This is a genomic window from Agrobacterium leguminum, from assembly GCF_015704895.1.
Taxonomy (GTDB): domain Bacteria; phylum Pseudomonadota; class Alphaproteobacteria; order Rhizobiales; family Rhizobiaceae; genus Agrobacterium; species Agrobacterium leguminum.
The window spans coordinates 83215-95952 of record NZ_JADQWB010000014.1 but is presented as its reverse complement, the minus strand read 5'-3'; the positions used below and the strand labels follow the sequence as shown (position 1 = coordinate 95952).

Here is a 12738-nt window from a genome sequence, read left to right as displayed (position 1 = left end):
CCATTATCGAGGAGGATAGGTTTTGGAGTGGCTATTCAGCTTTCCACACATGGATGACGCGTCTTTGCGCGATCTCAAGAAGGCAATCGACGAAGGGTTTCGCGGTTTCACGCGGGCCTATGGTGGCGGTTTTGAAAAGATGTTCGAGCCGTTACAGCACTTTTTGATCTGGTCGGAGCGTTTCATGACGAAAACGCCGTGGCCAATCATTCTGTTTCTCATCGCCGCCATCGCGTGGCTCGCCAGCCGCAACTGGAAGATCGTGGCAGGAACAATCGTGACGCTTCTGCTCATCGGTTATTTCGACATGTGGGACGACACGATGAAGACGGTGTCGATGATCTTCGTCTGCACGGTGCTGTCGATCGTCGTCGGTATTCCTATTGGCATAGTCATGTCACGTTCGGAGAGAGTGCAGAGCATCGTCAATCCGATCCTCGACGTCATGCAGACCATGCCGAGCTTCGTTTATCTCATCCCCGTGGTCATGCTGCTTGGTATAGGCAAGGTGCCCGGCCTGATCGCTGTCGTGATCTATGCCATTCCGCCGATGATCCGTCTCACCAATCTCGGCATACGCCTGGTCGACAGAGACGTTTTGGAGGCTGCCGACGCTTTCGGCTCATCGAACTGGCAGAAGCTGAAGAACGTGCAGTTGCCGCTCGCGCTGCCGACGATCATGGCCGGTATCAACCAGACGATCATGATGGCGCTCGCCATGGTGGTCATTGCCTCGATGATCGGGGTGCAGGGCCTCGGCCAGCCGGTGCTGAAGGCTATCTCGAATCAGTACTTCACGCTCGGCATCTTCAACGGCCTCGCCATCGTCGGCATCGCGATCATCTTCGACCGCGTCAGCCAGGCTTTCGGCGCGCGCCTTCAAAAGCATCGGGAGATGGTCCATGGGTAATCGCAAAGTGGGTGGCTTCGGCATCGAAATCAAAAAGCTCTACAAGATTTTTGGCCCTAACAGCGCCGACTGCGTCAAGCTTGTCGAGCAGGGCGTGACGAAGACGGAACTGAACGAAAAACATGGCCATGTTCTTGGGCTCCGTGATATCAACATCTCGATGCCTGCCGGTGGCATCCAGGTGATTATGGGACTTTCCGGTTCAGGAAAGTCGACGCTCATTCGCCACATCAACCGCCTCATTGATCCCACGTCGGGTGAGGTGATTATCGGTGATGAGGACGTCGTGAAGATGGACGCCGCGCAGTTGCGAGAATTCCGTCGGCATAAGACCGCCATGGTGTTCCAGAAATTCGCGCTGCTCCCGCACCGAAACGTTCTCGAAAACACTTTATACGGGCTTGAGATACAGGGAGCGCCGCGTAATCGTCAGGTTGACTGCGCCATGCGCTGGATTGAGCGCGTGGGGCTCAAGGGTTTCGAGAGCAGATACCCAAATCAGCTTTCGGGCGGAATGCAACAGCGGGTTGGCCTTGCCCGTGCGCTTGCAAACGATGCGCCGATCCTGCTGATGGACGAGGCGTTTTCCGCGCTCGACCCACTCATCCGCGTCGACATGCAGACCGTGCTCCTCGACCTGCAGAAAGAGATCAAGAAAACTATCGTGTTTATTACGCACGACCTCGACGAGGCGCTCAGGCTTGGTGACCGCATAGCAATCCTACGGGATGGGGAAGTCGTGCAGCAGGGCACCGGTCAGGATATCGTGATGAAGCCCGCTGATGAGTATATCGCCAGCTTCGTCCGGGAAGTGAATCGTGCGCGCGTCATCAAAGCCGAAACGGTCGCTACGGCGGTGACAGACCAACTTCGTGATCTGAGGATTTCTGTCCCGGTTGGTGCAACGCTGGAGGAAGCTGCGAGGGCGATGACGTCGGCGGGCGAGAGCGAAACCGCGGTCGTCGATGAAGAAGGGCGTACGATAGCTGTGCTGACGCTTCGACAGGCGGTTGATGCTATGGTCAATTCGCAAGTGGCGTGCACGACATCCGACATAAAGAAAGTCGCGTAGACAAAAGAGAGAAAAGCCGGCATTCATCCAGACTTTCGAAAATCCGCACCTCGCATTGCCGGAAGGCGACGTATTGGTGGATTTGGCATGGTAACCTTGACGACAAGGACGCGCTGGCGATCGCTGGCGCGTCACCGGCGGTTCGAAGTTTCACAACGACGCCCAGCGTCGATGCGCTATTGCGGTGTCGTCGCCACATGCGGACTGGCGGACAGCATCGAACCACCCACAACCCTCGCGCCCTTCTTCCTGCCGATGTTATCGCGAGGGTCCGCGATTCATTGAAAATAAGGTGCTGGACCCCATTCGGTCCCGGTCAATCCATAGCGTCATTGACAACCATCGCTGCTCACGGCGAACATCCTACACGGGTCGCCCGTTAGGGCGAACCGGCAAAGGGAATATCTTTCCCGGCTCGCCTGCGATGTTTCAACCGAACTTGACGAGGTTGAGGGCGGGGAGCGGACCGCCGGGGAACTGCACCAGTTTGCCGCCGACCGCGACCGAGCCGAGATCGATGCCGGTGAAGCCGAGTCTGGAGATCAGCGCACCGACTTCCGCCTTCGCACGTGCGTCGTCACCGGAATAGAACAGGACGCGTGAGCCACCCTCGGCTTTGGGATCGCCGGATATCAGGTGCGGTTGCAGATGGTTGAATGCCTTGACGACACGGGCGCCGGGAACGAGATCGGCGAAGACCTCGGTGGAAAGACGGCCATTCAGCTCGGCCGGCTTGAACAGCGGCGCTTCGATAGGATTGTTGGCGTCGATGACGATGCGGCCGCCGAAGTCCGGCAGACTGGCGAGCGCCTTCGGCAGCTTCGACCAGTTGACGGCGACCAGCACGATGTCGGCGCTGGCCGCTCCTTCAAGTGTGCCCGCCTTGATGAAAGGCTTCAGTTCCGTTTCGAGTGCGGCAAGCGAGGCCGGGCCGCGGCTGTTCGCAATGGTTGCGGACATGCTGTTGCGAGCAAGGGCGCGGGCGAAGGCCGAGCCGATATTGCCGGCTCCAATGATACCGATGGACATGCTGGTTCTCCTTTAAAATGGGGGGGGCGACGCTCCAGCATTGGAGCGCCGGTGACAGATCAGGCGGTGAAGCCACCGTCGGCGAGGATGTCAGCGCCGGTTACGAAAGCGGCTTCGGGGCTGACGAGATAAGCGACGACGCTGGCGATCTCGTAGTCCTTGCCATAGCGGCCGATTGCCATACCGGGACCGACGATCTTGGAGACCGGACCGCCATCGGGGTTCATGTCGGTATCGGTCGGGCCGGGATGGACGGTGTTGACGGTGATGCCCTTCGGCCCGAGATCACGCACCAGGCTGCGGTTGAAGCCGGCAACAGCGCCCTTGGTCAGTGTATAGAGCGAGGCTGTCGGGAAGGCGGCATAGCGGGTCATGGACGAGCCGATATGGACGATGCGCCCGCCCGGCTTCATGCGACGTGCTGCTTCCTGCGTGGCAACGAAGACGCCGGTGACGTTGACGGCGATCATCCGCTCGTAGTCCTCGAACTTGATCTCGTCGATTGGCCCGCCAAGCGCGATGCCAGCATTGTTGACGAGGATGTCAATCGAGCCGAAGGTTTCTTCGGTTTTTGCGACGGCGGCGCGGACGGCGGCCGGATCACCGGCATCCGCTTGAATGGCAATGGCGCGGCCACCGGCGGTTTCGATTTCGTCGACCACAGCGGCCGCCTTGTCCGGCGAGGCGCTATAGGTGATGGCGACAGCCGCGCCATCGGCGGCCAGACGCTTTGCAATTGCCGCGCCGATCGAGCGCGACCCGCCGGTGACGAGGGCAGTCTTGCCGGTCAGGGAGAGAGTGTTTGACATGGGATGTTCCTTTCAAGTGTTGCAGGGGTTGGAGAGCCACCGGATGTCCGTGTGGCCCATTTGGAAAGTTCAGTTCTGTTGTTTGATTTGAGCCATCAGCCCTGCGCCATCGGCGACGGTCCAGTGGTCGGTGATCTGGCCATTTCGGACCCGCATCACGTCCATGACATTGAAGCGGGTGGCGCGTCCGGTCGCGGCGATCCCCATGAAGGGACCCAGATGCGTGCCGTGATAGGTCTTGTAAGTGCTGACGAGATCGCCTTCGGCGATCTGGAAATGCACCACGGCATTCCAGTCCGGAAAAGCGGCGCGGAATGTCCGGTAGATTTGGCGGGTGCCATTGCGGTCCGGGGGGAAGCCACCGAAGGGCGTGTGATCCACATAGTTTTGTGCGAACAGCCGTTCGAAGAGATCGAAGTCGCCATCGCGCTGCACGCCTTCGAGTAACTGACGGATGACGGCCTTGTTGGCGCCAGGATAGTCCTGCACGGCAGCCACGGCGGGAACCGGAAGTGCTGTAGCGATCAGGCCGGCGATCAGGGTGCGGCGGCCGATATCCATATTGTCGATGGCTTGCGCTTTGTTAGTCGAGAGCGTCATGGCCGTTCACTCCGGTTCGGTTTCGATGGAGTGAATATCGCTTGCAATTTCCCTTTCGATTAGTGGTAATCTCCTGTCATTGGTTTCAATGAATGCTTGAAGGTTGATATGGAAACACTGGCCAACCTGGAATCCTTCGTTCGCAGCGCCGAGCTTGGCGGCTTTTCAGCGGCGGCCCGACGGCTCGGGCTGACGCCTGCAGCGGTCAGCCGCAACGTTGCGGCGCTGGAAGGAAATCTCGGCGTTCGCCTGTTTCAGCGCTCGACGCGCAGTCTCACGCTCACCGAACCCGGCGAGCGGTTCCTGATGTCGATCCGCGACAGCCTAGAGAACCTGCAAGGCGCGATTGCCGAAGCGTCTGCGGATCAGGAGGAGCCGGCAGGAACTCTGAAGGTCAGCATGAGCCCAACCTTCGGCATCGGTTACATTTTACCGCTCCTGCCCGAATTCTCGCGACGCTTTCCCAAGGTGCGTCCCGAATGGATGTTCGAGAATCGGCAGATCGACCTGATCGCCGAGGGCTATGACGCTGCAATCGGAGGCGGTTTCGAACTGACGGCGGGCGTGATCTCACGTACACTTGCGCCCGCGCACATCATTGCGGTCGCCGCGCCTTCCTACATGACGGGCAAAGTGCCACCGCACGATCCTTCGGCGCTGCTGGAGCTTGACGGCATTGTCATGCGCTCGTTGCGCACGGGCCGCATCCGCCAATGGCAGATGCGCGATGCAGCAGGGAGGGAAGAACCTGCGCGGCTGCGCGAAACGGTGGTGGTCAATGATCCTGCCGCCATGCGCATGGCGGCGCTGGTCGGCATGGGGGTGACGATGATCGCCAAGCCGGACGCGCTGCCCTATCTTGAAAGCGGGGAACTGATCCGGGTTCTGCCCCACTGGTATGCCGATGCCGGGCCGATCTCGATCTACTACGCCAACCGCACGCTTCTGCCGCTCAAGACCCGCGTGTTCGTCGATTTCGTCGTGGAGACGTTCCAGCGCGAAAAGTGGCCGGAACGCTTTGCCGGAAGTCTGGGCTAGCGAAGAGGGTTTCGGGCCCCAGAGGAAGGCGCGCAACCGGCGAAGCAGTTACTCCGGATTTTCTTCCTGGATCATATGGCCAGCCCCGGTGATCTTGCCGCCGCCGACATTGTCACCCAGCGACGCCATCTGCTGATAATATTTGACGTGGCAAGGCAACTGCTATTTCCCAAGAATCTGCGTTTATCATTGGCGCAAGCCCGGTGCGATGACATCAGAGCATTGGAGAAAACTATGGTTGGGAGCTGGTTGACCGTCGAGAGGGCGGGTTGAGTTTGAGCTCACGCCCGCGTTTGCCGAAGCGATGTCAGGTTCGCCTCCAAAAAATCGGCAAGCTTGCGAACGGTCGGTTCCAGCTTTTTCGTTGCGGCTATGAGTGCAAGTTCAGAGGCCGGTTCCGGAGGAAAACCGTTGGTTCCCCTCAGCAAAAGGTGCTCCGGCAGGACCGCATCTGCGGGCAGCAGGCTGACGCCGAGCCCGGAGGCAACAGCGGCCTGCACGCCCATCAGACCCTGACTGGAATAGGCGATGCGCCAGGCTTTGCCGCTGCGCTCCACCGCCCGTATCACCCGCTCACGATAGATGCAGCCTGCGGGAAAGACCGCAAGCGGAACCGGATCGTTGCCGGTGGCGAGCAACGGGTCGCCAACCCAGACCAGTTGCTCTTCCCATTTGGCAATGCAGGCGCCGTCGCCCGGCTCGCGTTTGACAAGGGCGAGGTCGATCTCACCCGCCTGCAGAAGACGGCGCAGTTCGAAGCTCCATCCGCTGATCGTGTCGAGCCTTGCATGCGGAGAAACCCGCGCAAAGCCGGAGAGCAGATCGACCATGCGCTGACCTGCGAAGTCTTCGGGAACCCCAAGGCGCACAGTTTTCGGCAGGGGTACGGATCGGCCGAGCGCTTCGCTTGCTTCCGCTGAAACGGACAGGATCCGCCGCGCATAGCTCATCAGAAGCTCGCCCTCCTCGGTGGTGCGAACGCTTCCCGTTGCGCGATCGCGGATAAGAAGAACACGGCCGAGGTTGGTCTCGAGCTTTTTGATCTGCTGGCTGATGGTCGACTGGGTCAGATGGACCCGGTCCGCTGCCCGCGTGAACCCGCCAGTTTCCACGACGGCAGTAAATGTGCGCAGGAGATCGAGATCAAAACCGAAGCTCATTTGATTTTCCAATGGAGAAAATAGTGACATCTAATTTCCAAATGACAGCACGGTATGTCAATCCTTCAGGCAGTTCATCAGGAGATCGACATGACACTTTCAGGACCGCGGCCGGAATGGCTGACTTTCGATTGCTACGGCACCCTCATCCAGTGGGATGAGGGCCTGCTGGCGGCGATGGACAGGATCCTTGCAGGAAAGGACCGTTCCATCGACCGGGATGCCTTTATTTCCGTATACGACCGGTACGAGCATCGGCTTGAAGAGGAACGTCCGCACCGTTCATTCAAGGATGTGAGCGCGACGGCCCTTGCGCTTGCGATGAGCGAGTTCTCGCTGGACGTATCGCCCGGCGATGCAGACATCCTGACATCGTCCATCAGCCGCATGCCGCCCTTTCCGGAGGTGGTTGCCACGCTGGCGAGGCTGAAAGCGGCAGGTTTCAAGCTCGCCATTATCTCCAACACCGACGACGCGATCATTGCGGGAAACGTTGCGCAACTCGGTGGTTCGGTCGACCGTGTCATCACGGCGGAGCAAGCCGTGGCTTACAAGCCGACAAAACAGATATTCCAGCATGCCTGGAAAGAGTTGGGTATCGAAAAGGAGCAACTGGTCCACATCTGCGCCAGTCCGCACCTCGATCTCGCCGCAGCAAGGGAGCTTGGCTTTAGAACGACCTGGGTCGATCGCGGAACCGGCCGGAAGCCGCTTGCCGATTACGTGCCGAATGAAACGGTCACCCGGCTTGACGAGGTTTGCGGCTTGCTTTCGGCCGCAGGCTGGATGGAATAGGGCAATTGTTCTTACGGAGATTCTGTTATGGCGCATGAACTTAAACGTGGACTGGTTGCACCGGCGACCCTGCGAAACGTCGATCTCGAAAGGGAAGAGATCTGGCAGGCGCGTGTGGATCTGGCTGCCTGTCTGCGGGCCGCGGCGCAATATGGTCTGGAAGAGGGGATCTGCAATCATTTTTCGGCGCTCGTGCCGGGGCATGACGATCTCTTCCTGGTCAACCGGCTTGGATGGGCGTTCGAGGAGGCGACGGCTTCCAGCTTACTGATCTGCGATTTCGACGGCAATGTGTTGTCCGGCGATGGTAAGCCCGAGGCAACAGCCTTCTTCATCCATGCGCGCCTGCACAAGATGGCGCCGCGTATCGGTGCGGCGTTTCATACCCATATGCCGAACGCGACGGCGCTCTGCATGATCGAGGGTGAGCCGCTTGTCTGGGCCGGGCAGACCGCGCTGAAGTTCCACGGCCGCACCGCGGTTGATGTTGACTATAGCGGCCTGGCCCTCGATGAAGGAGAAGGGGACCGTCTGGCGAGGGTCCTGGGTGACAAGGATATTCTCTTCATGAGAAACCACGGCGTCATGGTCTGCGCGCCGAACATCGCGGAAGCCTGGGACGATCTTTATTATCTCGAGCGCGCGGCGGAGGTGCAGTTGAAGGCGATGAGCACGGGGCGACCGCTTCTGCCGGTCGATCCCGAAATTGCAGCGGCGACCGCCAGACAGATGCGGCAGGGCGATCCGGAGAGTGCACGGTTGCATCTGGAAAGCCTCAAGCGCCGCCTCGACGTTCAGTCGCCCGATTACAGATCGTGAGGCTGTGGGCGGGAAGGTAAAATTGCCCATTGTCGCATCACCAATCACGAAAACCCATGCGTAAATCGCATGGGTGCGATGAGCGATCGTCGCTGTTTTAAAACGATTGAAATCTGTATATTCGGATTATCGAAATGACGCCGGGGCCAAGAAGGTTGCTGACGTCGCAAACCCTCCGGAAAGGGGATTGTCATGAACGTAGCCCGCTCCTTTAATAACTGGCGTAAGTTCCGTCAGACTGTCAATGAGCTTGGTCGGATGTCGAACCGCGAACTACACGACGTCGGCATCGACCGCGCGGAAATCCGTAGCGTAGCCCGCGCAGCGATCGAGCGTTAACGCCCAGCATCTGGCCTCACACTAGCTTGACGTCCGCCGACCAGGCGGGCGTTTTTGTTTGGCCGAAGCGAGATTTTAGGCATGCATTTCCAGAATAGCTGCGGTGCAGCATAAGGCGTGGGAACTGTCGGGGATTGGTGTATCATTTCAGGTGTCGAAGCGATGCATCTCCTCCCGCATGGCTTCGTGATGCAGGCCGCCCACTCCTCCCAGGGACGCCTGATGGAACGGCGACGCTCCTCCTCCCAGTCGCTGTTCGGTTCTGTTGGAAAGCCTGCCGCACCTCCTCCCGCGGCAGGCTTTTTTTGTTTTGTCCGGGAATATATCAGGGTTAGGAAGCGCTCTCCTTCGACAAGCCCAACTAACGAGAAATTCGTCTATCTTTAGTGTCGGCAACGGGCCTGACGGTCCCTCACCATTTGAGTATCCACTCGATGAGCGTTGCAGCGACCACCAGAATGGTGATGATATAGATCATTCGCGACACGCAGATATCCCCCAACGAACTCTCGAATCTTCCGTTTTCAACCTATCCTTGATTTCCGCACGGTTCCCAACGTCAGGCAGTCAGTGCCTCGTCGCGAATGACCGGATAATCCGTGTATCCTCGGGCGTCGCCGCCATAGAAGGTGCTGCGATCTGCCGAAGCAAGTGGCGCCTTGTGGCGGAAGCGCGCGACGAGATCGGGATTGGCGATGAACGGCTCGCCAAAGGCCGGAAGGTCGATCAGACCGTCGCGGACCAGATGTTCCGCCGTTGCCAGATCAAGGCCGCCCGCCAGAATGAGGGTTCCCGAATAGGCCGCCCGGAATTTCGGCAGGAAACCGGCGGGCATGGGCGATGCGCCCCGGCTTGCCTGATCCATGATATGCACATAGGCGAGATCGCGCTTCGAAAGTTCCGCCGCGACATGGAGATAGGTTTCCTCGATCTCAGGGTACAATCCCATCTGGAACAGTTGGCCATAGGGCGACAGGCGAATGGCGACACGGTTCGATCCGATCCGCTCGATTGCCGCATCGACCACCTCAAGCAGGAAGCGCGTCCGGTCCTCCAGCGTCGCGGCTCCGTAGCGGTCGGTGCGATCGTTGACGGTGGGGTTCAGGAACTGTTCCAGCAGGTAGCCGTTGGCGCCATGAATCTCGACGCCGTCGAAGCCCGCCCTGTCTGCATTGGCGGCAGCATCGGCAAAGTCGTTCACCACGCGCCGGACCTCCTCTGTTCCCAGAGCACGCGGCACGCTGGTCTCAACGAAGCCGGGCTTGCCGCTCTCATCGAAGGCGAAGGCCATGCTGTTTGCGTCGCGTGCCGGATTGCCAGTGGAACTGACGGGAGCCTTGCCGCCCGGTTGCAAGGACGTATGCGACATCCGGCCGACATGCCATATCTGCGCGAAGATGGTTCCGCCTTGCGCATGCACGGCATCCGTGACGCCCCGCCATCCATCCACCTGCGCTTCCGACCAGATGCCGGGAACGAAGGCGAAGCCCTGTCCTTCCTGCGAGATCGGCGTTCCCTCGGTGACGATAAGACCGGCGGTGGCGCGCTGGCGGTAGTAAAGAGCGGTCTCAGCGTCGGCTATGCCGTCTTTGGCGCGGGCGCGGGTCATGGGAGCCATGACGAAGCGGTTGCGCAGGGTGCGCCCCGCCAGGTCGTATGGTTCGAACAGGCTGTTCATGGATTTACTCTCTTGTGGTGTTTCAGGTTCGGCGCGGAACAGGGCTCAACCCTGCATCTGGATCTGCTGCCAGATCGCGTCGAGGAAGCCTTGCGTCTTTGCTGTCATCTCAAGCCATGCCTCGCGTGCGGCGGCGTCGCCGTCGAGGATCAGATCGGCGAAGTTGTCGATCATCAGGCCGTGCTGCGATTTTTCGCCTGGCGTCTCGATGAAGTTGAAATCCTTTCGGGTCGCCATACCGGAGCGGTGGACGAAACCCGTCGGAATATCGGGATTGTCGAAACCGAAGCCGCTGTGCCAGTCGAGGACGAAATCATCCTGCGTCAGGATACCGGAGGTTCCGGCGACGGTGAGGTCCATCACTGCGGCGCCTGCTGTATAGCCGACATCGAAGGTGGCGGTCTTACCGGCGTCGAATTGTAAGACGCCGGTCGCGCGAATGACCGCGCCGGACTGACCGTCTCGCTCGGCAAAAACCTTGATGTCCTCGAGCGTGTCCGGTGCGAGATATTCGACGACGGCCCGCATCGAATACCAGGCCATGTCGCCGACGGCGCCCATCGGCTCATCGCTCGGGTCGAAGCGGATGTTCTCCCGGTCGGAGAAGGGGAAATAGAACATGGTGTGCAGCGAGCGCGGGGAGCCAATGAGATCGGGCAGACGCTGACGCATCACGGATGTGCGTGGGTGATGGACGAAATGGGTCGCGTCCATCAACGCGAGACCCTTTTCGCGGGCCAGCGACGACAGGCGCTTGAACGATTCTGCCGAATGCAGCGGCTTTTCGATCAGCACATGCTTGCCGGCGGCCAGTGCGCGGCTTGCGACGTCTTCCTTCGCTGACGTCGGGGTCGCGATATAAACTGCATCGATATCGTCGCGTGCGATCAGCCGGTCGGCGCCCTCAACTGCGACGGCACCCGGATAGTTGGCGACGAAATTTTCGGCTTTCGGAAGTGTCCGGCTCGACACGGCGGCAAGCCTCGCATTGCTGGATGCCTGGATTTCCGGGGCGAGGATCGTCGCAATGAAACCCGTCCCGATAATTCCGATGTTTACCTTGGTCATGGTCATACCCTGCCGCCGTCTCAGGCGATCTGTTCGAGGGGATGGATCTCGATGTGGGCGATCGTCCCCGGTGGCAGTTGTGCGTTGAAGGCTCGAATAGCCTCACCCGACATGTGCTGTTCCCAGATCTGGTGGGAAGCCCATTCCTCTATGAAGACGTAGACGCCCTTCTGGTTGATGTTGCGATGAAGATGATAGGAGAGACATCCCTCCTCGGCGCGCGTCGCGACCGACAGTTCGGAGGCATATTTTTCGAAGGCATCTTCCCTGCCGGGTGTGATCACGACGCGTGCCACGACCTTGATGCTGCTGGTCATTTGTCTGTCCTGTCTGGCTGGCTTCAGCTATTGATTTGGAGCATCCGGTTCGAAACACCGCTCCGGATATGGAGGGCCGCTTCAGCACCGGCCCGAAAACTGGGATCGCCTTTCGGCAAGTACGGTGCGAAGAACCGGTGAGTTTGAGCGCCGCGGATCCTGATGAACGCGCGGCCCTCCATCGTCGGGTTGGTTTACTTCAGCCGCTTGAGCAGCTCGGCCGCGACGGCCGGGGCGGAAGCCGGGTTCTGGCCGGTGATCAACTCGCGGTCGGTCACCACGTTGGATGTGAACGGCGTCTGATTGCTGACAAAATCGCCGCCCGCCGCTTCCAATGCCGTCTGCGGATAAAATTTCATCTCGCCACCATTCAGGAGGCCCTTGGCGAGCCCCTCTTCTTCATTGCTGATGACGGTCATTTTATAACCCGCATAAATCCAGCCCTCAGCCTTAGCCGTACCACTCGTCTCAAGCGTTGCGGTGAAGGCGGTGGCATCGGGCAAGGCCGAGAGCAGGGCGATCGGGCCATGGCAGGCAAGCGCCGTGGTCTTACCCTTCGTGTGGAAGTCGGTCAGAAGTTTACCCAGTTCGGGGCTGACCAGAAGATCCTGCATGGGAGCATGACCACCTGGAACGTAGACGGCGTCGAAATGGTCGTAGCCGATCTGCTCGACGCGGGCGAGGCTAACGACCGGCGACGTCTCCTTCGATGTGAGCTCGAGCTTTTCGAGCAGCGCGCTGCTCTCCTCCATGGCGGCAATGTCGCCGCCGAAGTGCATTTTATCGACCGAGGATTTGTCAAGCGTCGGGGCGCTGCCCTTCGGCGTCGCGAAGGTAATGTCGTGACCGGCGTCCAAGAGCGCCTTTACCGGCTGCATCAATTCGTTGAGATAAAAGCCGGTCTCGAACACCTTGCCGTCCTTGAGATCGAGACGATCGGAATCCGAAAGGACGACCAGCACGTTGGCGGCCTGTGCACTAAAGGCACTGGTCCCAAGAGCAAGGGCAAGAGCGAAAGTACGGATGGGCTTCATGTTTTTCTCCATGCGAAGCCATTCCCTGTCCCGGCACGGCCGGGGAGGGTGATGGCGCGTTGTTGGTGTG

The 12738-nt window shown here is 59.7% G+C and carries 14 protein-coding genes; 6 read left to right on the top strand and 8 right to left on the bottom strand.

The genetic code is table 11. The features are described 5' to 3' along the window. Nucleotides 1-22: 22 nt before the first annotated feature. Together I3J13_RS18930 and I3J13_RS18925 are read left to right on the top strand one after the other, a co-directional pair. Nucleotides 23-910 (top strand): ABC transporter permease, encoded by an 888-nt coding sequence (locus I3J13_RS18930; RefSeq protein WP_174057398.1) that lies wholly within the window; start codon nucleotides 23-25, stop codon nucleotides 908-910. Then, nucleotides 903-1982 carry a quaternary amine ABC transporter ATP-binding protein gene (locus tag I3J13_RS18925; protein WP_196379783.1) on the top strand — a complete coding sequence of 360 codons (1080 nt, stop codon included), beginning with the start codon at nucleotides 903-905 and terminating at the stop codon, nucleotides 1980-1982. Before I3J13_RS18930 ends, I3J13_RS18925 begins: the two co-directional genes overlap by 8 nt. Nucleotides 1983-2411: 429 nt before the next feature. On the opposite strand, the gene I3J13_RS18920 is transcribed toward I3J13_RS18925, so the two are convergent. The 3 genes from I3J13_RS18920 to I3J13_RS18910 all read right to left on the bottom strand — a co-directional run bounded on the left by I3J13_RS18920 (nucleotide 2412) and on the right by I3J13_RS18910 (nucleotide 4420). After that, the gene (locus I3J13_RS18920; RefSeq protein WP_196379782.1) at nucleotides 2412-3011 is read right to left on the bottom strand and encodes an NADPH-dependent F420 reductase; all 600 of its coding nucleotides are present in this window, start codon (nucleotides 3009-3011) and stop codon (nucleotides 2412-2414) included. 59 nt (nucleotides 3012-3070) lie between these two features. After that, nucleotides 3071-3820 carry a 3-oxoacyl-ACP reductase family protein gene (locus I3J13_RS18915; protein ID WP_196379781.1) on the bottom strand — a complete coding sequence of 250 codons (750 nt, stop codon included), beginning with the start codon at nucleotides 3818-3820 and terminating at the stop codon, nucleotides 3071-3073. 69 nt (nucleotides 3821-3889) lie between these two features. Continuing rightward, complete coding sequence (locus I3J13_RS18910) at nucleotides 3890-4420, bottom strand: ester cyclase (RefSeq protein ID WP_236001020.1); 531 nt, start codon at nucleotides 4418-4420, stop codon at nucleotides 3890-3892. Between the two features lie 108 nt (nucleotides 4421-4528). Between I3J13_RS18910 and I3J13_RS18905 the strand changes: the two genes are divergently transcribed. Beyond that, nucleotides 4529-5458 carry a LysR family transcriptional regulator gene (locus I3J13_RS18905; RefSeq protein WP_196379780.1) on the top strand — a complete coding sequence of 310 codons (930 nt, stop codon included), beginning with the start codon at nucleotides 4529-4531 and terminating at the stop codon, nucleotides 5456-5458. Between the two features lie 281 nt (nucleotides 5459-5739). On the opposite strand, the gene I3J13_RS18900 is transcribed toward I3J13_RS18905, so the two are convergent. Continuing rightward, nucleotides 5740-6618, bottom strand: coding sequence for a LysR family transcriptional regulator (locus I3J13_RS18900; protein ID WP_196379779.1), 879 nt, complete (start codon nucleotides 6616-6618; stop codon nucleotides 5740-5742). Nucleotides 6619-6708: 90 nt separating this feature from the next. On the opposite strand from I3J13_RS18900, the gene I3J13_RS18895 reads away from it, so the two are divergent. The 3 genes from I3J13_RS18895 to I3J13_RS18885 all read left to right on the top strand — a co-directional run bounded on the left by I3J13_RS18895 (nucleotide 6709) and on the right by I3J13_RS18885 (nucleotide 8571). Continuing rightward, nucleotides 6709-7413 carry a haloacid dehalogenase type II gene (locus I3J13_RS18895; protein ID WP_196379778.1) on the top strand — a complete coding sequence of 235 codons (705 nt, stop codon included), beginning with the start codon at nucleotides 6709-6711 and terminating at the stop codon, nucleotides 7411-7413. Between the two features lie 27 nt (nucleotides 7414-7440). After that, entirely contained in the window at nucleotides 7441-8232 is a 792-nt protein-coding gene (locus I3J13_RS18890) for an aldolase (RefSeq protein WP_196379777.1), read from the top strand. A gap of 192 nt (nucleotides 8233-8424) precedes the next feature. Next, complete coding sequence (locus I3J13_RS18885) at nucleotides 8425-8571, top strand: DUF1127 domain-containing protein (protein ID WP_196379776.1); 147 nt, start codon at nucleotides 8425-8427, stop codon at nucleotides 8569-8571. 559 nt (nucleotides 8572-9130) lie between these two features. Here I3J13_RS18885 and I3J13_RS18880 read toward each other — a convergent pair. From I3J13_RS18880 to I3J13_RS18865, 4 genes are all read right to left on the bottom strand, one after another. Beyond that, nucleotides 9131-10249, bottom strand: a complete 1119-nt coding sequence (locus I3J13_RS18880; RefSeq protein WP_196379775.1) for an alkene reductase — start codon at nucleotides 10247-10249, stop codon at nucleotides 9131-9133. Nucleotides 10250-10294: 45 nt separating this feature from the next. Continuing rightward, nucleotides 10295-11323 (bottom strand): Gfo/Idh/MocA family oxidoreductase, encoded by a 1029-nt coding sequence (locus I3J13_RS18875; protein ID WP_196379774.1) that lies wholly within the window; start codon nucleotides 11321-11323, stop codon nucleotides 10295-10297. Between the two features lie 14 nt (nucleotides 11324-11337). Further along, nucleotides 11338-11634: a putative quinol monooxygenase gene (locus I3J13_RS18870; protein ID WP_196379773.1), complete on the bottom strand. Its 297-nt coding sequence runs from the start codon at nucleotides 11632-11634 to the stop codon at nucleotides 11338-11340. 194 nt (nucleotides 11635-11828) lie between these two features. Then, nucleotides 11829-12668 (bottom strand): type 1 glutamine amidotransferase domain-containing protein, encoded by an 840-nt coding sequence (locus I3J13_RS18865; protein ID WP_196379772.1) that lies wholly within the window; start codon nucleotides 12666-12668, stop codon nucleotides 11829-11831. Nucleotides 12669-12738 lie beyond the last annotated feature (70 nt).